The sequence below is a fragment of the Plantactinospora sp. WMMC1484 genome (genome assembly GCF_049315195.1).
In the GTDB taxonomy this organism is placed as follows: Bacteria; Actinomycetota; Actinomycetes; order Mycobacteriales; family Micromonosporaceae; genus Plantactinospora.
Genome location: NZ_CP186055.1, coordinates 4,324,561 through 4,346,040 on the forward strand (window position 1 = coordinate 4,324,561; position 21,480 = coordinate 4,346,040).

18 protein-coding genes, 1 pseudogene and 1 CRISPR repeat array are annotated in these 21,480 nt (G+C 68.5%); of the genes and pseudogenes, 7 read left to right on the forward strand and 12 right to left on the reverse strand.

All coding sequences use genetic code 11. The features are described from left to right. Nucleotides 1-2: 2 nt before the first annotated feature. On the reverse strand, nt 3-2,369 hold the full coding sequence (locus ACN28C_RS19020) for a hypothetical protein (RefSeq protein ID WP_422768890.1): 2,367 nt from the start codon (nt 2,367-2,369) through the stop codon (nt 3-5). A gap of 153 nt (nt 2,370-2,522) precedes the next feature. On the opposite strand from ACN28C_RS19020, the gene ACN28C_RS19025 reads away from it, so the two are divergent. After that, nucleotides 2,523-3,647 (forward strand): SAVED domain-containing protein, encoded by a 1,125-nt coding sequence (locus ACN28C_RS19025; RefSeq protein ID WP_422768891.1) that lies wholly within the window; start codon nt 2,523-2,525, stop codon nt 3,645-3,647. 326 nt (nt 3,648-3,973) lie between these two features. After that, nucleotides 3,974-4,370: direct repeats of the CRISPR family, unit length 30 nt; unit sequence GTCGCCGAGCACAGGAAAACCGCGCCGGAT. A gap of 194 nt (nt 4,371-4,564) precedes the next feature. On the opposite strand, the gene ACN28C_RS19030 is transcribed toward ACN28C_RS19025, so the two are convergent. Beyond that, a complete protein-coding gene (locus ACN28C_RS19030) occupies nt 4,565-4,714 on the reverse strand; it encodes a hypothetical protein (protein ID WP_422768892.1) in 150 nt (49 codons plus the stop codon). A 559-nt stretch (nt 4,715-5,273) separates the two neighbouring features. Here ACN28C_RS19030 and ACN28C_RS19035 point away from each other — a divergent pair. Both ACN28C_RS19035 and ACN28C_RS19040 read left to right on the forward strand, forming a co-directional pair. Continuing rightward, on the forward strand, nt 5,274-6,113 hold the full coding sequence (locus ACN28C_RS19035; protein ID WP_422768893.1) for a helix-turn-helix domain-containing protein: 840 nt from the start codon (nt 5,274-5,276) through the stop codon (nt 6,111-6,113). 2 nt (nt 6,114-6,115) lie between these two features. After that, complete coding sequence (locus ACN28C_RS19040) at nt 6,116-6,325, forward strand: DUF397 domain-containing protein (RefSeq protein ID WP_422768894.1); 210 nt, start codon at nt 6,116-6,118, stop codon at nt 6,323-6,325. A gap of 43 nt (nt 6,326-6,368) precedes the next feature. Here the strand turns inward: ACN28C_RS19040 and ACN28C_RS19045 are convergent, their stop codons facing one another. From ACN28C_RS19045 to ACN28C_RS19065, 5 genes are all read right to left on the reverse strand, one after another. After that, nucleotides 6,369-6,659 (reverse strand): CRISPR-associated endonuclease Cas2, encoded by a 291-nt coding sequence (locus ACN28C_RS19045; RefSeq protein WP_422768895.1) that lies wholly within the window; start codon nt 6,657-6,659, stop codon nt 6,369-6,371. Next, nucleotides 6,656-6,934, reverse strand: a complete 279-nt coding sequence (locus ACN28C_RS19050; protein ID WP_422768896.1) for a hypothetical protein — start codon at nt 6,932-6,934, stop codon at nt 6,656-6,658. The genes ACN28C_RS19045 and ACN28C_RS19050 overlap by 4 nt, the downstream gene beginning before the upstream one ends. A 7-nt stretch (nt 6,935-6,941) precedes the next feature. Continuing rightward, on the reverse strand, nt 6,942-7,934 hold the full coding sequence (gene cas1, locus ACN28C_RS19055; RefSeq protein ID WP_422768897.1) for a CRISPR-associated endonuclease Cas1: 993 nt from the start codon (nt 7,932-7,934) through the stop codon (nt 6,942-6,944). Next, nucleotides 7,931-8,653 carry a reverse transcriptase domain-containing protein gene (locus ACN28C_RS19060; RefSeq protein WP_422768898.1) on the reverse strand — a complete coding sequence of 241 codons (723 nt, stop codon included), beginning with the start codon at nt 8,651-8,653 and terminating at the stop codon, nt 7,931-7,933. The genes cas1 and ACN28C_RS19060 overlap by 4 nt, the downstream gene beginning before the upstream one ends. 411 nt (nt 8,654-9,064) lie before the next feature. After that, entirely contained in the window at nt 9,065-9,448 is a 384-nt protein-coding gene (locus ACN28C_RS19065; protein WP_422768899.1) for a hypothetical protein, read from the reverse strand. Between the two features lie 352 nt (nt 9,449-9,800). Here ACN28C_RS19065 and ACN28C_RS19070 point away from each other — a divergent pair, with 352 nt between their 5' ends. Then, nucleotides 9,801-10,604 (forward strand): alpha/beta hydrolase, encoded by an 804-nt coding sequence (locus ACN28C_RS19070; RefSeq protein WP_422768900.1) that lies wholly within the window; start codon nt 9,801-9,803, stop codon nt 10,602-10,604. 3 nt (nt 10,605-10,607) lie between these two features. Here the strand turns inward: ACN28C_RS19070 and ACN28C_RS19075 are convergent, their stop codons facing one another. Beyond that, entirely contained in the window at nt 10,608-10,964 is a 357-nt protein-coding gene (locus tag ACN28C_RS19075; protein ID WP_422768901.1) for a VOC family protein, read from the reverse strand. A gap of 135 nt (nt 10,965-11,099) precedes the next feature. Between ACN28C_RS19075 and ACN28C_RS19080 the strand changes: the two are divergent. Then, nucleotides 11,100-12,613: pseudogene (locus ACN28C_RS19080) on the forward strand (IS1634 family transposase). Here ACN28C_RS19080 and ACN28C_RS19085 read toward each other — a convergent pair. From ACN28C_RS19085 to ACN28C_RS19095, 3 genes are read right to left on the reverse strand one after another with little or no spacing between them, the layout of a single operon-like run. Beyond that, nucleotides 12,557-13,660 (reverse strand): HesA/MoeB/ThiF family protein, encoded by a 1,104-nt coding sequence (locus ACN28C_RS19085; protein ID WP_422768902.1) that lies wholly within the window; start codon nt 13,658-13,660, stop codon nt 12,557-12,559. The pseudogene ACN28C_RS19080 and the gene ACN28C_RS19085 sit on opposite strands and share 57 nt — an antisense overlap. After that, nucleotides 13,648-14,178, reverse strand: coding sequence for a hypothetical protein (locus tag ACN28C_RS19090; protein WP_422768903.1), 531 nt, complete (start codon nt 14,176-14,178; stop codon nt 13,648-13,650). Before ACN28C_RS19090 ends, ACN28C_RS19085 begins: the two co-directional genes overlap by 13 nt. Beyond that, nucleotides 14,178-14,795: an E2/UBC family protein gene (locus tag ACN28C_RS19095; protein WP_422768904.1), complete on the reverse strand. Its 618-nt coding sequence runs from the start codon at nt 14,793-14,795 to the stop codon at nt 14,178-14,180. The genes ACN28C_RS19090 and ACN28C_RS19095 overlap by 1 nt, the downstream gene beginning before the upstream one ends. Nucleotides 14,796-15,126: 331 nt before the next feature. On the opposite strand from ACN28C_RS19095, the gene ACN28C_RS19100 reads away from it, so the two are divergent. Continuing rightward, nucleotides 15,127-16,284 (forward strand): hypothetical protein, encoded by a 1,158-nt coding sequence (locus ACN28C_RS19100; RefSeq protein ID WP_422768905.1) that lies wholly within the window; start codon nt 15,127-15,129, stop codon nt 16,282-16,284. Nucleotides 16,285-16,700: 416 nt separating this feature from the next. Then, nucleotides 16,701-17,534 carry a CRISPR system precrRNA processing endoribonuclease RAMP protein Cas6 gene (cas6, locus tag ACN28C_RS19105; protein ID WP_422768906.1) on the forward strand — a complete coding sequence of 278 codons (834 nt, stop codon included), beginning with the start codon at nt 16,701-16,703 and terminating at the stop codon, nt 17,532-17,534. Between the two features lie 372 nt (nt 17,535-17,906). Here the strand turns inward: cas6 and ACN28C_RS19110 are convergent, their stop codons facing one another. Then, a complete protein-coding gene (locus ACN28C_RS19110; RefSeq protein WP_422768907.1) occupies nt 17,907-21,413 on the reverse strand; it encodes a hypothetical protein in 3,507 nt (1,168 codons plus the stop codon). Between the last annotated feature and the right edge of the window lie 67 nt (nt 21,414-21,480).

Below are 21,480 nucleotides of genomic sequence, written 5' to 3' on the forward strand. Positions count from 1 at the left end.
TCCTACCGGAGCCCGGCGCCGGCCCGTCGGGCGTATTCGGCGTCCCGTAGCTGCCGCACGTCGGCACGCAGCCCGTCGAGCAGGTCGGCCAGCCGGGGGCCGTCGCCGGATCGGTCGCCGAAGGTGCTGCGGGCGGCGTCGGCCATCGCGGCGAGCAGTCCGCTGACGGTGTGCTGCGATGCCCCGGTGCGATCCAGGATCAGCGACTCCAGGGTTCCGCCGTCGAGGGAGCCGTGGCCGTGCGTGATCGGCAGCCGGTTGCGGACCTCGTACAGGGGGCGCAGCACCTGCCGCCGGGTGGCCTCCTTGAGCCGGTCGGTGTCGATGGAGTGTTCGGTGCCGGCGCAGGCGCCGATGACGGCGCGCATGCCGGTGGCGACCTCCCGGTCGATGCCGGGCAGGGTTGCCCACACGTCGATCCGTTCGCCGATCATCCGGAACGTGCAGTCCTCGGTCTTGTTGACGCTGGCCTGCACCGGCACCGGCCAGCGGCGGAGCCGCCGGGTGCCGCAGCGCACCGCGTCGGAGAGGCTCAACGCGCGGGCGCTCAGCGGCTCCCCGGTGGGGAGGGTGCCGAGCAGCCGGGCGGCGGTGTCGAGTTCGGCGATGTCCAGGGCGTGGCTGGCAGCGCTGAGGATGGCCAGGTCGGTGCCGAAACGCAGCGGCAGCCGGTGGGTGCCGGCGTCGAGCACGCCCCGGTCACGGGTGACCAACTGGCGTAGGAACAGCGGGATGCCGCGGACGGCGGCGGTCTGCTGCGCGGCGGCTAGCAGGGTCAGCACGTGTTCCTTCGGTCCGGTGGGGATCAGCACGATCGCCCCGGTGTCCGGGCCGACCTGCTGGCGCAACAGCTTGGCGGCGACCTGTTCGGTGAACGCCGCCGGGTCGTCGGCGCCGACGCCGAGATCGGCGATCGGGGCGGCGACGGCGGTGTGCCCGGCGGCCCGCAGGCGGTCGGCGGCGTCCTGGGCGTGCCGGTAGGTACCGGCGGCGGTGCCGAGGATCAGCGCCTTGACCGGCACCAGGTGGCCGGACGACACCCCGAGGTAGGTGCGGACCGCCGGGTCGAGGTCGTCGTGCCGATCCGGGTCGGCCGCGGCCGTGACGACCTGTTCGACGATGTACGGGCCGCCGTCCCGCGACGGGTTGCCGACGATGCTGAGATACCAGACGGTGTCACCGGGCACCAGGGTCAGCGACCCGAGCCCGGCGGGTGTGTCGTCGCCGGCCGCCGCTGCTCCCGGCACACCGTCGTGCTGGCGCAGGTGCCGGCGCAGCGCGTCGAGCATCGGCGGGTCCGGTGGTTTGAGTTCGTGGGCGCTGGCCTTGCCCATCTCGTTGAGCTGGTGCACGATCTGCGAGGCGAGCCACCGGCCGCTGGGTGCGGCTTTCGCCGCCCCTACGGCGGGATCGGCCTGCCCGGCGGGGTGCTCGCGGATGATCCGCAGCATCGCCCCGAGGGTGACCGGGGATCGTTTCGCGTGCTGTTCGGCCCAGGCGAGCAGGTCCACCGGGGAGTTGTCGGCGGTGCGCAGTTCGCGGTAGCGCTGGGCGACGTAGGCGCGGACCGTGAAGCCGCTGCTGCCGTCGCCGCGCATCAGCGCGGCGGCCATCACCGCCCGCATCCGGTCGGCGTTCGGCGCGACGTACGCCTGCCCGTACTGGTCGGCCTCGGCATCGACGATGCGCCGCTGCTCGGCGGTCAGGGTGAGCTGACCGGTGTCGGCGAGGTCGCACAGCAGGTCGTGGTAGCGCCAACGGCGCAGCAACGGCACCAGCGGGTCGACGGGCAGCCCGGCGGTCGGGTCGTAGACGGCATGCCGGGCGGGGACGGTCGGGCCGACGCGGATCAGCGACCACGGCAGCCCGGAGGTGATCACCGCGTCGAGCGCGCCGAGGACGGTCTGGGTGGAGCCGCTGCCCCAGACGACGTACGCCCGGTCGGTGCCGGCGTCGGCGTGAGTGTCGAGGACCCGGGTGACACCGGTGGCGATGTCGGCTTCGTCGAGGCTGTCGCCGTGCATGACGGTGACGGCGGCAACGGTGCCGCCGTACAGGTCGGGCAGTTGGCGGATGGCGCGGTCGATCGCGGCGGCGATGGCGCTGACCCGGGCGGTGGTCGCGAGGACCAGGTGTATGGCGGTGCCGGGGACGGTGTGCAGGGCGGCGAGCGCGGCGGCCAGCGGCGCGGTGTCGCCGGTGGTCTGCGTCGGGGTGCGCAGCCGCAGGATCCGCCGGGTCTGGTCTTCGTCGTCGGGCCGCTCGTCGAGCAGCCGCAGCAGCTCGGTGGCACCGGCGCTGTCGGGCGGCGGTACGCCGAGGTCGGCATGCCCGACGGCGTGCAGCACGAAGGAAACGCGAGGGGACACGGCCCGTCCAATCGAGGGTGGTCGCGGAATGGTGCCGAGCCGACCAACGTTACTCAGTGGGATCGGCGCGATCCCGGCTGTGTCGGGTATCCGATGGCAGCGGTGCCCCGGCAGCGGTTCCACAGTGGTGCGACTGGCGTCGATGATGGCACCATGGCGGACGATCGGTGGGACGGCCCGGGGCTGACGGTGTTCGGCTCTGCCACCGGCGGCGGCCAGCCGTTCCGGGGCGGCGGCGGTTCGGGCGGCTCCCGTGGCGGCTGGGCCGGTGGCCTGCGGGCGGCGTTGTCGGACGGGACGGCGTCGGTGGCGGTCGGCGGCGCACTGGCCGGCGGGTTCGGCGTCGAGGCGGCCAAGTCGGTGATGGTCGGCGAGGCGGCCGGGCGGTGGTGGTTCGTGGTGGGTTGCCTGGCCGGGGTGGCCCTGCTGGTGGCCGGGTTCGGGCTGCGGGAGCGGGTACACCGGCAGGTGCAGGTGGGGATCGTGGTGACCGCGCGCGACGCCGGGCGGGGGCTGCCCAGGGCCCGGCAGTACGAGCAGCAGGCCGAGGCGTTCAGCCGGTCGACGTGCGCGGTGACGGTGGCTACGGCGGTCACCCTGTCCGGCGATCCAACGCTGGACAAGACCCGGGTCGAGGACCTGGCGGATGAGACGTTCAACGCGTTGATGCTGGCGCAGCGGCTGACGCCGGAGGCGACCCGGGTGAACCTGATCCCGACAATGCCGCTGCACCTGGCATTCTGGTTCGGGGCCCGGTTGGGTCACACACATTCGCGTGAGGTGCGGGTCCACGCCGTCCGCCAGGCCGACGGGTCTCCCGCGTACTTCGCGGCGACGGCGTTGCGGGCGACCGAGTCGGCGGCGGCGCCGCTGACGGCGAGCTGGGAAACCGTCGACGGAGGGGATCCGTCGCGCGCGGCGCTCGCATTGGACCTGCAAGGCTTCGGGCAGCAGTTCGCCGATCCGGTACGCGCGACCTGCCGGCAGCACGGCATCGGTCACCTGCTGGTGCTGCGCAGCGAGGGATCACTGCTGACCGAGGACGCGGCCACCTATACCGGGGTGGTGGAGCAGGCCCGCCGGGAGTGGCTGGCCGCTGCGCTGCCGAGCGCGGCCCGGACTGGTCGGCACGCCGTCTTCCTCAGCGGCTCGGTGGCGATCTCGTTGGCATTGGGCGCCCGGTTGGCGGCACCGGATCCGGGGCGCTGGACGGTCTTCTCGTTCGACCGGGAGACTCACTCCTACCAACCGTTCCCCTTGCCTGAACCGACCCGGTGAGCGACGATTCCCGTGTCGGTTGTTGGTGGCCTAGGGATCGGAGGTGGGACCGTCGCGTCGAGCCTGAATCCTCCGTTGTTGAGGATGGACCTTATATCGATATGCGTAAGATTAGGTGCCGGAGTTGCGGTGAAATGTCGATTGCGTCAACCTCCGACACGCCGAGGATCCGGGGTAGGTTGGCGGAAAGATCCCAAACTATGGACGAGCTGCGAAAACTGACTACGGGGAGATCATCCGAACCGATGTCAAGATCATGATCAATTTGAGGTTGCCCTCGGGGCCGTATGTTTGCCCAGGTCACGGTGGCCGACATTTCGGACGCTGTCGCCGAGCACAGGAAAACCGCGCCGGATTGAAACCCGTGTTGCGCCAACCCCTGAGGGGGCGCGACACATGTCGCCGAGCACAGGAAAACCGCGCCGGATTGAAACCTCCGTCGAGGTCGAGCATGTCGTCGTTGACGATAGTCGCCGAGCACAGGAAAACCGCGCCGGATTGAAACTTGGTGTTCTGGTTCCACAGCCCGCTCACAACAGTCGCCGAGCACAGGAAAACCGCGCCGGATGGAAACGGCTCGCGAACACCCAGAGTGCGTTTCCACCCGGGTCCCCGGGCACGGTCGCCGAGCACAGGAAAACCGCGCCGGATTGAAACAGCGCCGAGCAAACCACGAACAGCGTCGTCGGGATTGTCGCCGAGCACAGGAAAACCGCGCCGGATTGAAACAAGCCCAGGTTGCGGCTGTGGGCACGTGTTCACTTGTGTGCGTCACCAAGCACAGGAGAACCGCGCTGATCAACACGTGCAGATGTCCACGATCGTCTGCCTCTTCGGGCGGGACGGGTGTGGATCGGTGGTTGTCGCCGCCGGCCCGCGTCCCCGACTCGACAGAAATTGCGCTTGACTGCGGTTGCTCAAATCGACCGTCGACGCCATCGACGCCGGGGCGGCTCTTCCTCACGATGTTGCCGCTGGTGCTCCCGCACCCGCTCCTCCCACGCCTGTTGGTCCTGGTCGTCCGGGTCGAGCGGGTACCAGCGGTGCGAGCCGTCCTCGAAGTGCATGTCCTCATCACCTGGCCGGATGACCGACATCAGCGGCACCAGCCCACGAGCCGCGAGTAGAGATAGCCGTACCGGTAGCCCGGCAGGTCGGACATCGTGTCCAGCAGACACGTCGCGATGTAGACCGACAGCGACACGAGGGCGCCCGCGTACCTGGCGAGTAACTGCCGCCACGTCCGCCACGGGCATGGCAAGCCGCGACCAGCGCACATGCAGGCCGGGACCGCCGGACGATGTCCGCTCACCGCGTCTCCCCAGGCCAGTGACCCCGATTGATCGGAACCCGCTGCCGTCCCCGGCACGGCAGCGCTGAACCGCACCGGCAGATCCGCCGCCACTTGCGCCAGGACCACACGGGCCGATGTCGGCGTGCCAGGGTCATCGCCGCCGCCACCAGGTACGCCTCATACGTGACCCGTCGAGACATACGACCTCCCGCAAGCTCGAACCACACTCCTAAATTGCAAGTCTAAAAACGATGGTACGTGTGAGATCACAGTTTGGGAACCCGACCCGCATGTCCCACAGTCACCAGTGCAGCCGTCAGATACTCACGACCATGGTCAATCCGACGATCCAACGCCGGCGGCTCGGCAACGCCCTCAAGCGCGCCCGCGAAGCCGCAGGCAAGACCCAGGACGAGGCTGCCCGGATCATCGACTCCTCAGCCAGCAAGATCAGCCGCCTGGAACTCGGCCAGTCCGGCATCCGTCAAACCGATCTCACCCTGCTGCTCGACTTCTACGGCGTCTCCGGCGACGACGCCGAACCACTACGCGAGCTCGCGCGGGCCGGCCGCCAACGCGGACGCTGGAGCGGCTACCGCAACGTCATCCCCGACTGGTTCCGCCAGTACCTCGACCTCGAAGCAGATGCCACCGAAATCCGTTGGTACCAGCCGGAGGTTATCCCCGGCATCCTTCAGACCGAGCCCTACATCCGTGCCCTCAATCTGCACACCGACACCGAGGACTTCGAACGGCAGATCTCCGTACGACTGGAACGGCAGGAGGTCATCGACCAGCCGGACGGACCGCACCTCCACCTGATCCTCAGCGAATCAGCGCTACGCCGCACCCTCGGCAACCCACCCGCCATGCGCGAGCAGCTCATCCACCTCGCGGCCCTCGCCAACCGCCCCAACGTGACGATCCAGGTGTTCCCGTTCGACGCCCAGACCTACGAAACCTCGTCGTACAACTTCATCCTCCTGCGCTTCGGCGATGAGATGGCGTCCGAAGTCGTCTACCTGGAGACCCTCACCGACGCCGACTACCTCGACGGCCCCGACGCAGTCCGGGCATACACTCGGCTCTGGGAACGACTCACCGCCGCCGCACTGGGCCCGGTGGAGTCCCGCAAGTTCATCCTGCGGATCGCAGACGAGAACAGAGGCTGATCATGGACACCCCGGACCTGACCAACGCGGCATGGCGCAAGTCGACCCGCAGTGACAACAACGGCGGCGCATGCATCGAGGTCGCTGAACTACCCCACACCATCACCGCCGTGCGCGACAGCAAAGACCACACCGGCCCGGTCCTCACCTTCACCACCGTCGAGTGGACCAGCTTCATCGATGGAGTGAAGGCCAGCGGGTTCAACGCCTGACACCGTTTCCCTCCCCTGCCGCCGTAGATGCACGGGGCACCGGTCAGTGGGCGGTCCAGCCGGGTTGACGGGTGAGGCGGTGCGGCTGGCGGGGCGGCAGCCACCTGGCCCGGCGGGCGCAGCCGGGGCACGGGGCGTGGGCGTGGATCCGGTCCGCTGGGCCGGCAACTGCGGCGAGGTCGGCGACGACCCGTGCCGCAGTCAGGTTGACCGCCGGCGGCACCAGCCACCCGCTGTACTGGATGCGGTCGGCGATCGGGCCGAGCCGGGCGCGCACCTCGGCGCGGCGGCGGTCGTTCACGACGTCGTAGACGACGAGCACCGGCCGGTTCACCAGCCAGTCCAGCCCTGCTCGGGGAGAACCTCCAGCGGTACGCCGTACCCGGCGGTTTCGCAGTCGGGGCAGGACGGCAGGGCCAGCAGGTGCCCGCCGCCGGTGAACCGCTCGGCGCTGGCGGCGAGCAGTCGGTCCAGGTGCGCATCGCCGATGTGGATGGTGAAGACGCTGTAGAGCACCCGTACGCCGTGGCGGCGAAGCAGTGTCGTCAATTGCCGGCGGTCACGGTCGGCGGGCAGGTCGAAGGTGACGGTCCACCAGGTCGGCTGCATGGCGGCGTCACCTCCAGCGGAACGGTCGGTACTGCTCCTGCTCGCCGAGCAGCCAGCCGCGCAGCCGCAGTGCCTGGCGGCGTACCAGTTGGTGGTAGGTCGGCTGGTCGGTCGGGGCCGGCCATTCGCGGGCGGGCATGGCCAGCCGGGTGTTGTACCGCGAGATCAGTGCGGACGTCGCGCCGGCTGTCAGGTGGGTGCCGTCGAAGTCGGCGTCGGTCACGGTACGCAGTCCGACGACCGCCAGCACGGTGCTCTCCAGCAGCGCGGGCCGCCACTCCTCCATCAGGTCGAAGGCGAGCGTGGGCCGGCCCCGGCTCGGTGTGTGCAGGAACGACAGGTACGGGTCGAGGCCGGCGGCGAGGATCGCCCCGTGGACGGTTTCCCGCAACAGCGCCGAGCAGTAGTTGATCAGCGCATTGATCACGTCACGTCGGCCGCGGTCGCGGGCGGCAAAGCCGTACCCCGGCGGTGTCATCACCCGGATGGCGCGGAAGTAGGCGCCGGCAGCCGCGCCCTCGATGCCGAGCAGTTGCGCCAGGTCGGTCGCGGCGCCGGCGGCCCGCTCGAACTCGACGAGCCGGGTGACCGCGGCCCACACCGTCTCGGGCGCGCCGCTGCGTTTGGCGCGGCGCCGCAACAGCGTCGCCTGGTTGGCGATCTTGGCGGTGATGACGGCGCGGGCCAGATCGAGCCGGGCGATCGGGTCGCGGTGTCGGTCGAGTTGGCGCAGCCGGGCGGAGATGTGCCCGGCGGTGGGTGGTTCGAGCCGGCCGAGCGGACGGCCGGTCCGACTGAGCAGGATCAGCGGGATGCCGTGGGCGAGCATGCTGTGCATCGCGTGCGGGGTGACGGTCACCCGACCAGTGGTGACCACTTCACCGACCATGGTCAGCGGTGCGGAGGCGCGCAGCACACCCTCGACATGCACGACAAGACGGCCTTCGCGCCGGCCGAGGACACAGTCCGGGCCGATGACGTGGAACGGCTTGCCGATCACCGTCGGCTCCCGTCGCCGCCCGGCAGTCTGCCCGGTTGCGCAGCGTTGAGCAGCGGATGGGTCCAGTGCGGGTTGGGCTGCTCGGGCCGGCCACGGTCGCCGTCGAACACCCAGCCGAGCATGCTGAACCCGGCGTTGAACGTGGTGATCTGCGTCTTGTCGGGGTGCAGCCGCAGGCTGAGCGCGGCCAACTCGGCCCCGATCTGCCGGGCGCCGTTGACCGCCGCGTCGAAGTCGACGCAGAACAGCGCGATGTCGTCGGCGTAGCGCACCAGCCGACCGTGCCGGCCGTCGACTCGGGAATCGAATTCACGCAGGTAGAAATTGGCCAGCGTCGGACTGACCGGAGCGCCCTCGGGAATGCCCCGGACCCGGGTACGAAGGCCGGCCGCGGTGAGCATCGGCGCGGTGACCCAGCCGTGTACGATCCGGCTGACCACGGGGTCGGCGAGGCTGCCGCTAACCATCCCATGGAGGACCTGGTGGTCGACGCTGCCGAAAAAGTCGGCGATGTCCGCGCGGACCACGAACCGCAAACCCCTGTCCCGGTACGCGATGGCCATCGTCAACGCGTCCACCCAGGAACGACCCCGCTGGTAGGCGAAGCTGACCTCGGCGCGGCGGGGTCTCCCACCGGTCCCCGGCCACGTGTAGGAAGGCAGGCTGGGCGACCCGATCGACGACGGTCGGAATGCCCCGGTCGCGGCGCTCGCCACCACGGTTGATGGTCATCAGTCGCAAGGGCTGTGGAGTGTATTCGCCGCTACGCAGCAGCGTGGCCAGCGACTCCAGTCGTGGGCCGAGGTGGTGGGCGAAGTCGGCGACGGTCACGCCATCCGCTCCGGCCAGTGCGGTGCCGGCGGCGACCCGCGACCACGCGGCCCACAACGTCGGCTGGTCTGACATCCGACTCAACAGTCGGGAGGGAGAAGTCTTCATGCCGAGATCGGACGGACGAACTCCGATAGAATCAGTGACATCGACGTCACAGTCGAGATCATCAGGAGCTTCTGTCCGGAAATGCCCCTTGCTACAACCTCCGACACGCCCGGGATCCCGGGTAGGTTGGCGGAAAGATCCCAAAGTAAGCCTGAGCTGTGAGAACTTGCTCCACGAAGATCACTCGATGTTCATGCAAGATCATGATCGACAACAGGTTGCCCCCCGAGCCCCATGTTTGCCCAGCTCAAACCGCCCGACATTCCGGACACGGTCCCCGGGCACGCGAAAACCGCACCGGATTGAAACCCGAGGAGAACCCACGTGAGCAGGGACTTGGAGATCGTCCCCGGGCACGCGAAAACCGCACCGGATTGAAACCGAACGGCGAAGTAGATGCCGATCGCGAGCAACAGTCCCCGGGCACGCGAAAACCGCACCGGATTGAAACGGAAATGCTTGAATTGCAGGTAGCTGTATAGCATGACCGTCCCCGGGCACGCGAAAACCGCACCGGATTGAAACCAGCCCTTGTTGCTTTTGTCGCCCTGGACTGGAGGTAACTCCTTGGGCACGCGAAAACCGCGCGTTATTGGAGCGCCTGGTCAAATACACGGCGACGGAGGTCGGTTCCTGGGCGTAGGGAGCGCTGCACTGCAAGAGTGGCTGGAGGTGGAGACGCCGCTACTCGCTCCCAGCGGAACCAGCACCGGCTGGGGTGGATCGCGATGTGTTGCGCAACCCACCCCAGCTCTGTAGGCGGGGGGAGCCGGGATCAGGTGTCGCGGCGACGGGATTCGTTCCGCGGCCCGAGCTCACCGGGTGACGGGTATCGGGACGACCGGACGTTCGGGCTCTGTTGCCTGACTTGGCTCAAGATCGCTGATCTTGGGTAGGGTGCTGGCTGTTGAGCTGCGGTTTCGTCGTGTGAACGGCGAAAATCTGCGCACTAAGCGGCCGGTTCTAGGGGTCTGCCCATCGCTTCCCGGTTACGGCTTCAGCGACAAGCCGGCCGCGCCGGGGTGGGGGATCGAGCGGATATCCGACGCGTGGTGCGAGCTGATGGCCCGGCTCGGCTACCGGCGGTTCGGCGCCCAGGGCAGCGACTGGGGCACCAGCATCGCCACGAGCATCGGTCAACGGCAACCCGATCGGGTCGCCGGCATCCATCTCATGCCGCCGCTCGCACCGCCCGATCCGGCCACGTTGGACGACCTCACCGGTGCCGAGCGGACGGCGCTCGCGACACTGCGGGAGGCGGACGAATGGGGCTCCGGATACTCGGCGCAGCAGTCGACCCGGCCGCAGACGGTCGGCTACGGGCTGGTCGACTCGCCGGCCGCCCTCTGCGCCTGGATCGTCGAGAAGTTCTGGTCGTGGACCGACTCCGGTGGCGACCTGCATCGGGTTATTACCCGGGATGAGCTGCTCGACAACCTGATGCTCTACTGGCTGCCCGGCACCGGTGCCTCATCCGCCCGGCTGTACTGGGAAAGCCTCCGGCAGGTCAACGAATGGATCTCCGGGTCGGCCGGCGCGCCGGTGACCGTACCCACCGGCTGTTCGGTCTTCCCCAAGGAGCTGCAGCGCCCGTCCCGGCGGTGGGCGGAGCGCCGGTTCCCGAACATCCGGTACTGGAACGAGCCCGGCAAGGGCGGCCACTTCGCGGCGTTCGAGCAGCCGGCGTTGTTCGTCGACGAGGTCCGGTCCTTCTTCCGGCTGGTCCGCTGATGGTCACCCGTACTCGGTAAGCGGCTGGCTAAAGATCAACAAGTGCCCATCGGGTGTCCGTACGTTGAAGTCGCGCATCCCGTAGGGCCGGTCAGCCAATGGCTCGACGATGTCGGCGCCGCGGGCGCGCAGCTCGTCGTGGCAGGAATCGACGTCGTCGACGACAACCGCCACCCTGGCCGGGCCGACGCTGCTTTCGGCGTACAGGTGGAACTCGGCGGTGTCGCGGATCACGGCCGCGTAGCTAGGTGGGGTCTCCCAGGTGAATATGGTGTCGAATCCGAGCACGTCCGTGAAGTACGACCGCGCTGCCTGCACATCTCGGCACGGCAGCACGGGAACCGCCACCCGCATGACCATTCCGTCACCTTACCTGACTTGCTCAAGATCGCTGATCTTAAGTATGGTGCTGGCTGTTGAGCCGCGGTTTCGTCGTGTGAACGGCGAAAATCTGCACACTAAGCGGCCGGTTCTAGGCTGTCGCTCGTGGCGTAAGTGCGCACGGTGAAGACGGCGTCGGGGGCCAGGGCGGTGCAGATCGTGCACTCCTCGCGTCGCGGGTCGCGGGACATCGAGCACATCGGCTCGGCGCATGACGATGCGGCGTTGGAGGCGCTCAAGGCGGTGGCGAGGCAGCGTCTGGCTGTGGGGCAGCCCGAGCTCGACTTTGGCCCGGACTTCGCGGCGTTGCAGGCCGCAGTGGTGCTGGTGGTGGGCCGCTTGCGATCACGTCGTCGCGGATGAGGTACCTGTGGGACGCGCTCGGCCACGCCTACCAGCTGTTGGGGTTCGAGGAGGCCGCTGGTGGTGACGAGGTGTTCCGATTACTGGTGCTGGCACGGATCGTCGAGCCGACCAGCAAGCTGGACAGTCTGCGGGTGGTCGAGGAGGCAGGTTTCGACCCGCCGGGCGTACGCGACCCTCAAGCGGCGTCTGCCCGCGTTCGCGAAAGAGTCCTGGCGGCAGAAGTTGGCCGCGGCGTGCGCCCGCACCGCTGATCTGAGGCCGGCGTCACTAATTCTCTACGATGTGTCCACCTTGTACTTCGAGACCGATGCCGGGGACGGGTTCCGTGAGCCCGGGTTCTCCAAAGAACGCCGCCTGGAGCCGCAGATCACGATCGGGCTGCTCACCGACACAAGCGGGTTTCCGTTGATGGTTAACGCGTTCGAGGGCAACCGGGGCGAGACCACTACGATGCTGCCGACCATCCGTGCGTTCATGGATGCCCACCAGCTGGCTGATGTCACGGTCGTGGCCGACGCCGGCATGATCTCCGCGGCCAACCAGCAGGCCATCGAGGCCGCGGGGTTGTCGTTCATCCTCGGCGCGCGGATACCCGACGTGCCGTACGTGGTCCAGGCGTGGCGCCACGAGCACCCGGATGAGCAGCTCCCCGACGGGCACATCTTCACCCAGCCCTGGCCTGCCGGCCCCAAGGACCAGCGCCGCGACCAGATCATCTACTACCAGTACCGGGCGGACCGGGCTCGGCGCACCCTGCACGGCATCGACGAACAGGTCGCCAAAGCCGAGCAGGCCGTCGCCGTCAAGACCGCCGTCAAACGCAACCGGTTCATCCAGCTCACCGGCACCACCAAGAGTGTCAACCGGACCCTGGAAGCCAAGGCACGCGCCCTTGCCGGCCTCAAAGGCTACGTCACCAACCCCCGGACATCACCGCCGAGTTCGTGATCGACGCCTACCACCGACTGTTCCACATCGAGAAGTCGTTCCGAATGTCTAAACACGACCTACGTGCGCGGCCGATCTACCACCACAAGCGCGAGTCGATCGACGCGCACCTGACGGTCGTGTTCGCCGCCCTGGCCGTCAGCAGGTGGATCGAGCAGACCACCGGCTGGTCGATCAAGAAGTTCGTGCGCACCACCCGCCGCTACCGCACCATCAACATCCAGGCCGGCGAGCACACCCTCACCGCCGTCGACCCGCTACCCGACGACCTCCGCGATGCCCTCACCCGCATCCACGACCGCGGTGCGCACTAATTTGAGCCAAGTCAGGTCACCGGGTGACGGGTATCGGGACGACCGGACGTTCGGGCTCTGTTGTGCGCCGGCAGCGTCACGGGCCGGTGGCGGCGTGGTGGTCCGGGCCACAGGCGGCGGGCCGGCGGCGTCGCTGAGCCCGCGTGGTGAGTCCGGCCCGCAGGCCAGGCACTGCGGGTCACGGTCCGCGCCCAGCACCGCCGTTTCGTTCGCCGACGCGTCCACCAGCAGATACCGCAGCGGAGGCCGCCACGGCGAGATGTAGTTCAGCAACTCGCCGGCGGCGTACCCGGCGATGATCTGGTTGACGAAGACCACGCTGGGCGTCGGCTCGCCTGAATCGTCGACGCGGTACCCAGCCGTCCGGCGAGCAGCGGCCAACTCCGGGTCGAGTTCGGCATCCACCAGCCGGGGATCGTAGCCGGAGAGACAGCGCAGGCAAGGCCCGCCGGGGCGGACAACCGCCAAGTGGCCGCCGGCCTCCAGGCGTACTCGGGAATCTGCTTCTTGAATTTGGTTGTCGGCCGGCTCCGGGCGGGGTGCCGGTCCCAGCTCGACCCCGGTGTCGAGGTAGCAGCGGGCGTACTGCACTGCCAGCCGGTTCAACGCCCAGCGTGGCGCATGTCCGTCGACCGCACCGACGATCACCGCGGCTGACCGCACCTGTTGCCAGACGACCGGATCGAGGATGCTGCCGGTGATGCCGCGGATCCGTACCTGCGGGTTGACGGTCCGGACCGTGCGGGCCGCGACGGTGACCTTGGTGGCCGCCCGAGCCACGTCGGACGGCTTGGCACCGACGAGGCGGTTCAGGTTGGTGGCGGCGACCGTATCCGGGTCGACGAGAAGCAGTTTGCCCACGCCCAGGTGGGCCAGAGACTGGGTGATCTGGCTGCCGACGCCGCCGAGGCCGACCACGGCGACGGTCAGCTCGGCGAGCCGGCGCTGAGCGTGCGGGCCGAACGCCCGCACCTGCCGGTCGTAGCGGTCCGCGAGTAGTGCTGGCGAACCGGTCGGCCCGCCGGTCGGTGTGGTCAGGATCGGCACAGTGTCACCTCGGTGAGGTCGTCGCCGAGCAGCACCAGCCGGTCGAGCATTCGCAACATTCCGTCGTCCGGGTCGGTGTAGGCGCCGGCCACCGACGCCTGGCCGAGCACCAGCGACGCCACCCCGACCGGCGGTGCGGGCGGCATCCGGTCGAGAAACTCGGTGTGCGTCTGGTGCATGTTCTCCACGTCGACGCCCGAGAAGCTGACCGTGTCGTCGGCAAAAGGGTGGCTGTGTACGTCGACGAGGGACAGTCCGGTCTCGAAGCAGGCGATCAGCACCTCGCGGGTCAGCCAGGGCGCGACCTCGAAGCGTACGCCGTTCTGCACCGACAACGCGTCGTCCGGGATCGGGATGGCCCGGGTGACCAGCAGGTCGGTGACGACCCCGGTGCCCCATGGGTCGGTCCACCGGCCGGCGCGGGCCAGCAGGTAGGCGCCGCGTTCGTCGTCGCTGTCGCGCAGATGCCGGCGTACGGTGTCCCAGGTGTCGTGACTGATCCGCAGCACGCAGCTCATCAGTCGACCGTGCCCAGGTAGGTGCGGATCGCCTCGACGTAGCTGACCAGCGAGTCGTAGCGTGGATCCCAGTTGCGTTCCGGGTCCTCCAGGCAGTACCAGCGGTAGCCGAGCTCGGCGTAGCGGTTCTTGTAGGCCGAGAAGTAGTGGGCGGGTTGCGCGAGCGTGCGGCCGTCGCGGCGGCGCAGGTGGTCGCCGAGGAAAAAGCCGTCCGGTGCTGACTCCGGGTAGGTGGCCGGGGGCACGATCAACACGCTGGTACGGTCCGGCACCCAGTGCAGCGGCAGCCGGAACTCGGGGATGTGCAGCCAGGAGTCGTCGTCGGCGACGGTCAGCCCCGGATACGCGTACGCGAGCTGGGTTGCTTCGTGCCGGATGCGCAGCCGCCTCGGGTCGAGCGTGGTCATCGCCTTCGAGTGCCGGGCGTGGTGGGTGAACTGCTGCTGGTCGGCGACGCGGATTCGCTGGTCATCGGCGACGATGACGTTGCGGTCAACATCCTGGCGGACCAGGACCCGTTCCTGCGGCAGGCCGGCTGCCTGCTTGATGTCGCGGCCCGACAGCATGTCGTCAATCACCGGCACGTCGACCCCGTTGATCCTGATCGTCTTGCCCATCTCGTCCTCCGGATGTGGGTGATGTGTCTACCCGGAACAGATGGACGAAGCAGCGGCACAGTCGACGAGACGGACGTGTGTGGACGATCACTGCGTCCGGCCCGACTGCCAACGACTACCAGTGGGTAACTTCACGTATAGTAATTGCCTAGGTGTCGGGGGTCACCTTCGTTGGGTTGCCGCAACCACCGTTCGAGACCCCGGGCCAGCGCAGTGGGCAGATCGCTCCGGCTTTCGCCCACCACGACATCGGTGTCGCCAGGCGGGCGGCCGCACCACCCGCCACCTCATCCACCCGCTGTTCTCCTGCGTCAGAACGGGAGGCATCTCGATGGACAAGGCACTGCGCTCACCGGACGACCCGCAGGACATGTACGCCTTCTTCTTCTTCTTCTTCTTCTTCCTCGCCGTCGTCCGCGCCATGACCCATCACCTGGGGATGGTCATCGCCCGCAGCGTGCACGGCACCAGTCACTGCGTCGACAGCCCGCGCACCACCAATCGATGGCTGCACCTGTGCGCCCACTGCGCCGACGTGCGTGACGAGCACATCCGCCGCCAGTTCGACCGGCTGCGGCGCAACGCCTCCAATCGCAGCACCGACGGTGGTAACACCGGCATCGGCGGCCCGAGCCGCATCGAGGAGATCAACAAGGTGGTGTCCTTCCTCTACGGGCCGCACGCGTCCATCATCGACCCGGACGCCGCCGGTGCGGACCTGCTCCGCTACGCGCACCATCCGGACCGGGCCAACGCCGACATCGCGCCCTGGCTGCGCGCCATCTACTGGCAGTTCGTACACCAGGATCAGCGCCGGGCCATCGCCGAGCTGCGCCGCCGATCAGCGACGGCGCGTGGGATGCACGCTCGCCCTGAACGCGACCTGACCACCGCCCGCTGGGCGGCGCCGCTGGCCGAGGACCCGATCGGCCTGGACCTGCTGATCAGCTTCGTGATCGGACTGCGCGACCAGGTCTCCGACCCGTGGCGAATTCCGCACGCGGCGGCCACGCACGGGCTCAGCAACCAGCAGGTCCGCCTGCGTCTGACGGCGGCCCTGAGCCGGCTTCGACGGATCAACCCGAGCTTCTACGACGCCAACGTCGCCGCTCCGCTGCACCGTCGCGCCGACCGGCTCGACCCGTGCGACGACCTGCCCGGTGCCCGGCCGATCCGCGGCTCCGCTCCCGACGATCCCGCTGAGCAGTACACCGACCCCGGTGACACGCCTCAACGGCGTCGCCGCCGGCAGGTGCTGCTGCGGCTGCTGGCGAACCCGGCCGTACGCCGCAGCGGGCTGCCGAAACTGCTGGCCGAGATGTGCGCTGTGGCATTGGATCGCTGCGTCACCGATCTGGACAAATCATGCGCGCGACGACTGCGGCTGCCGGCCGACGCCGCCCGACGACGACTGGAACTCCTCGCCGTCCTGGTCGCCGGCGCCGGTGTCGAGTGGCTCGACGACCTCCTTTCGAAACCGCCCGGGTAGTCCGGCGTCCAGGGGAGTGGGGGTGGGGCGGCAGGTGAACTTCCGTCGCCCCATCCACTCTTGCCCTCCGGATCCTCTGTTTTAGCAGGTCAGGCCGCCCGACATTCCGGACACGGTTCCCGGGCACACAAAAACCGCACCGGATTGAAACCAGCTATCAGCGGCCCAAGTCCCGGCGCGCGTCAGTTCCCGGGCACACGAAACCGCACCGGATGCAGACCGGGCGCACTTCCTGTATTGGTTCGGGTACGTGCGACCAGGGCCTTTCAGACGCGTTTCGGTCGCCTCCGCGCCCGACACTCACCCTGGCATCTGCGGGCACCGTACCTACTTCTGCATGATTTTCAGGGCAGCGCCGGTCTGGTTTAGTCGGTACGTCCACCGACCACACCGGACCGAAGGGGTCGCCCAGCCCGATGCCTACGCAGATTGTCGTCTCCATGGCGCCGACCGCCGTGACGGCGGTCCCGCCGCCGCACACCGGCCCGGCGGTGAACGCCGCGTTCCTCAAGGCGGTCGACGCGGTCGACCCGGGACTGGCCAGGACGTTGCACGACAGTCCCCGGTACAAGCCGTTCACCCTCACTCCGGTCCTCGATGAGCAGGGCCGTCCGCCGTCGGCCCCGGGACAGCCGGCGCAGATCATCGTCGGCCTGCTCGTCGACGCGTACGTGGCTCCGGTGCTGGCCGCCCTGCACGGGGCCGGCGGGCATCAGATCGCGCAGACCCGCTACCGCACCGTCGACGTCGCGGTACGGGCCGTGTCGTACGCCGAGTTGGCCACCGGCGCCGACCCCGACACCACCAGTTGGGCGTTCGAGCTGTTGACGCCGGTCGGGTTCGCCACCGGGCGCGGTGACGGCGCCCGCCGCCAGCGCCCCTGGCCGGACGCGGAACGGGTCTTCGGCAACCTGGCCCGCCGTTGGGACGCGTTCGCTGGTGAGGTGGCGTTGCCGCCGCCGGCGGCGATGGCGATAACGGAGCATCTGGAGGCGAGCGACGGGCAGGTACGGATGGCCCAGCACATGGTGGAGCCGCAGCAACGTAATCCGGAGCATCGGTTCCGCCGGGGGACGGTCGGCTCGGTCACCTACCAACTGGCTGAGCCGACGAGTCTGCCGGGCGAGGCGCGGCGGGCTGTCGACGCCCTCGCGTTGTTCGCCGCGTACGCCGGTTTCGGTGACCGGACGGCAATGGGGATGGGCCACGTCCGGCCGATTCCGTCACGCCGCCGCCATGGCAACCCGTGACGCTCGCGAGCCGAACAGCCCGGACGCGGAGCAGTCGCTAAACACAGCGTGCCGCGGATTCCGGACGTGCATACCCAGAGCGCGCACCAGGCCAGAAAGCCGGTGTCCGAGCGGCGATCCCGCCCACAACCTCGGAAATCATGATCGCGGCCCTGATCACCGCCATCGGCAGAACGAGCTGCGTCCTTCCCCCGTCAACGCCCCGACCAGCGACAAGTTTCGCCGTGGTGGACAGCGAAGGGCCGGCTCTCGCGAACCGGCCCTTCCCTGCCGTCGCTCAGTCAGTACGTGCCGAGGCTTTCCGTTTTGCAGCCACCACTGGGCAATGTAGATCGCCCTGTTGCAGGAGACCTGGTCGCCGGTGTGGTGGACCTACCTCGAGTCCCGGGCCGGAGCCGCCGGCTTCGGCTCGACCAGCGTGAACGTCAGCGTCGTGACGTTGCCCGCCACGTCATACACCTTCAGCTCGTTCGCCCCGAGCACCGCCCCGAACGCACCGGGCCGCACCCCGTTCAGGTCGGACCAGGTGTTGTCGGTGAGGTCCTTGTCTACCCCGTTCAGGGTGAGCCGGTCGACCCTGCCCGCGTCGAAGAGCTTGAACGACACCAGCTCGTAGCCGGCCGCCGCGCTGCCGATCGTCTCGGTGGCGCCGTCCTTCACCGTCACCGTCGGGCCCGTGACGTCCAGCGTGAAGGTCAGGGTCGTGACGTTGCCCGCCACGTCGTACACCTTCAGTTCGTTGCTGCCGGCCCTGCCGCCGAAGGTGCCCGGCCTGACGCCGTTGAGGTCGGACCAGGTGTTGTCGGTCAGGTCCTTTGCGACCCCGTTCAGGGTCAGCCTGTCGATCTTTCCGGCGTCGAAGAGTTTGAACGAGACGTCGCGGTAGACCCCGTCCCGTCCCTTCGACTCCGGCTTCACCGTGACCGTCGGCGCGGTCGTGTCGGGAGCGGCCGGGACGGAGATGTCGGTCCGCATCGGGGGCAGCTCGGCCTCGTCACCGAGATAGAAGCTGGTAAACCCGAACTGGTCGTAGCCGGTGTTCTTGTTGGCCACGCCGACGCGGTACATCGGGTCGTGCATCAGGGTGCGGATGCCGTACTCGGTCGGGGACAGGGTCGTGACGATCGCCAGACGGTTGCCGGAGGCCCGGAGCACGAGTTCCTCGCGCCAGTCGCCCAGCAGGTCGGCCTTGAGTGTCGGCGTGCTCTTGTTGCCGGTCGAGGTGAAACCGGTCGCGAGATACGGCGAGGTCGCGAAGGTCAGGTCGTCGACCGTGCTGATGGTCGCGTTGCTGGCGGCCATCGCCGTCAGGCCGCCGCCGAACCAGATGGCGTACTGGCCGCCGCCCAGGTTGTGGCTGCCGTTGAGCAGCTCGCCGGTGACCATGCTCCTGGCACCATTTTGCGAGTGTCCCTGCGCGCCGGGCCAGCGGTTGGAGAAGTTGCCCGCCACCGTGCCCTCGGTGTCGGAACCGGCATACACCCCGTAGATCATCGAGTTCTCGTGGACGATCTCGCCCTGGTCGTTGCGCCGCTTGCCCGCCATCGGGTCGTGTGCCTCGGTGCCGGGCAGCCAGCCCGATTGCCGGCCGGTGCGGATGTCGTCCAACAGGTTTTCCTCGCTGCCGGACCACATGCGGACGGTGTTGTCCTTGTCGACCGGAAGCAGCGCGCTGCGGTCACCGTGCCGGAGCGGGGCCCAGGTGTTCAGCGGGTTGTCCCGGACGGCGTCGGTGGCGAACTCGAAGCTGCCGGCGACCGGCGGAACGCCGTCCTGTCCCTCGATGGTGGGCATGGTGTCGCCGTTGAGCACCTCGGGCAGGATCTTCGTGCCGTCGGCGTTCAGGTCGAGGACCAGTGCCTTGATCACGATCTCGTCCCGGCCGTCGCCGTCGAGGTCGCCGGAGGAGGTGTGGTGGTTGCCGCGGTTCTGGTAGTCGTAGGCGGTGCCGCCGAGCGACCAGTACTGCGGGTCGGCCGAGTCGAAGCTGGCCTGCAGGATCACCTTGCCGTCCGCGATGCGGAAGGCGGCGAGAGTCGTTCTCGCGTAGTAGCCGCGCTGGGAGACCGCATAGTTGTGCGTGCCGTCCAGGGCGGCCACGACGCCGACGTAGCGGTTGCCGCGGTTGCCCTGCGCGTCGCCCCAGGAGGCCGCCTTCCACGGCTTTTCGAGCCAGTAGGCCTCCGACGGCGCCATCATCTGCGACTTGTAGTCACCGGGGCCACTCCCGGCGCCCGGGCCGGGGTAGGCCAGGTAGGCGTAGTTGCCGCGCTGGGTGGCGGGCGTCATGGCCCAGTTGTCGCCGTCGACGCTGCCCTCGTAGGGGAACGGATACCGGGCGCTGTCCACCAGCACGCCCCTGCCGGCGTCGGCGTCCCACCTGAAGGCCGAGAAGAACTCCTGGTCGTCCTTTGCCGGACCGATCGGGCCGACATGGTAGGTCTTGATCCACCGTTTGAGAGCCGGATCGTTGATCCCGTCGTTGCCGCCTCCGGCCACCGGGCTGCGGTAGCTGATGGTGAAGCTGTTGAGAAGCGACCAGTAGGTGTCGAGCGCCTCGGTGTTGCCGGCGGCGAAGTATTCCTTGAACCTCTCCGTGGTCGTCCGCAGGCCGTCCTCGCCGCCCACGACGGTGTCGAGGGTGTCCGGGTACACGACTGACTGCGACGCCTCGTCCCAGTTGCCGATGCGGGTGCCCAGCGCGGTCTTGAGCATCAGCTCGGCCCTGCCGTCACCGTCGAAGTCCTCGGCGAAGAGGGTGGTCTCGTGGTCGTTGGCAGCCCTGACGTTGTAGCCCATGTCGACGCGCATCAGCATCGTGCCGTCGAGCTTGTAGACGTCGACGTATTCCGGAGCGGTCGTGGTGTTGCTGCCGCCGAAGATCGGCTCGGAATACATCGGATCCTGCTGGGTGCTCCGCCACTTGACGACGATCTCGTATTCGCCGTCGCCGTCGAAGTCGCCGACCGTCATGTCGTGCGTGGAGTAGGGGCTGCTCTGCGAGGTGTGTATCGCGCCGGTGCCGGTCCTCGCGTAGGGCAGCGTGGTGCCGGAGTCCAGGTTTTCCACGTACTTGACGAACTCGGCTTCGAGTTCCTTGTAGAGCGCTTCGGTGATTTTGCCGTCGACGAGGGAGTTCGTCAGCGGCCGGGGGGCGGGGTAGGTGGCGACGCCGAGAGCGTTGGGCGTCGTGTTGTGCTCGTTGAGCCGAGCGACCCAACCGTCCAACTGCTCCTGGGTCACGGTCGCCTGGTCGTCGTACGCCACACGGAAGCCTCGCAGCAGATCCATGTCGAGGACGTACCAGTGCTGGTTTCCGGTGCCCGGAACGACCATGTTGGCCGCGTTCAGATTGGTGCCCGGGCCGAATCGTTGGCCGCGGTAGGTGAAGTGCGCGAGCGGCACGGGGGATGGCGCGGGCTTGAGCGGGATGTAGGTCGCCGCACCCCTGTTGGCCTGGCCCGCCTGGCCGGTCAGGGCCGACAGCATGGGCACGCTCATGCCCTGCCGCTCGCCCTCGACGCCGCCGACGACCGGGGCGACCTCGTAGCCGGAGGTGAGCGTTCCGTCCGGGTCGGTGTAGTTGGACGGGGTGACGTCTTCCTTCACGATGCCGGGGTTCGTGTCGTAGTCGCTCTCCGGCTGGACATCCCTGGGCGCGATCGTGGCAATTCTCGTGAAGTCCGCACCGCCGTCCCTGCGGTAGACGTTCCAGGAGATGCCGTCGGGTTCGTTGCCCAGGAAGCGCCAACTCAGAAATATGCCGTCCGGGGTCTGGGCGGCGACCAGGCCGCGGGTCAGATACTCCATCTGGCGGAGACCGGCGGCGGGGGCGGCGTTCGCGGCCGGAGACGTGAAGCCACACAGGGACAGGCTCACGGCGAGCGTCAGGGGCAGGGGTACGACTTTACGCAGTGTTTTGTGCACTTTGTTCTCCATCTCGCAT

What these genes read in the sequence shown, in the direction of transcription:
- ACN28C_RS19095 (WP_422768904.1), bottom strand. Translation starts at nt 14,795, where the DNA reads ATGGGCAAGACGATCAGGATCAACGGGGTCGACGTGCCGGTGATTGAC.
- ACN28C_RS19075 (WP_422768901.1), bottom strand. Translation starts at nt 10,964, where the DNA reads ATGGTCATGCGGGTGGCGGTTCCCGTGCTGCCGTGCCGAGATGTGCAG.
- cas6 (WP_422768906.1), top strand. Translation starts at nt 16,701, where the DNA reads ATGCCTACGCAGATTGTCGTCTCCATGGCGCCGACCGCCGTGACGGCG.
- ACN28C_RS19100 (WP_422768905.1), top strand. Translation starts at nt 15,127, where the DNA reads ATGGACAAGGCACTGCGCTCACCGGACGACCCGCAGGACATGTACGCC.
- ACN28C_RS19030 (WP_422768892.1), bottom strand. Translation starts at nt 4,714, where the DNA reads ATGCACTTCGAGGACGGCTCGCACCGCTGGTACCCGCTCGACCCGGAC.
- ACN28C_RS19035 (WP_422768893.1), top strand. Translation starts at nt 5,274, where the DNA reads ATGGTCAATCCGACGATCCAACGCCGGCGGCTCGGCAACGCCCTCAAG.
- ACN28C_RS19090 (WP_422768903.1), bottom strand. Translation starts at nt 14,178, where the DNA reads ATGAGCTGCGTGCTGCGGATCAGTCACGACACCTGGGACACCGTACGC.
- ACN28C_RS19025 (WP_422768891.1), top strand. Translation starts at nt 2,523, where the DNA reads ATGGCGGACGATCGGTGGGACGGCCCGGGGCTGACGGTGTTCGGCTCT.
- ACN28C_RS19050 (WP_422768896.1), bottom strand. Translation starts at nt 6,934, where the DNA reads ATGCAGCCGACCTGGTGGACCGTCACCTTCGACCTGCCCGCCGACCGT.
- ACN28C_RS19040 (WP_422768894.1), top strand. Translation starts at nt 6,116, where the DNA reads ATGGACACCCCGGACCTGACCAACGCGGCATGGCGCAAGTCGACCCGC.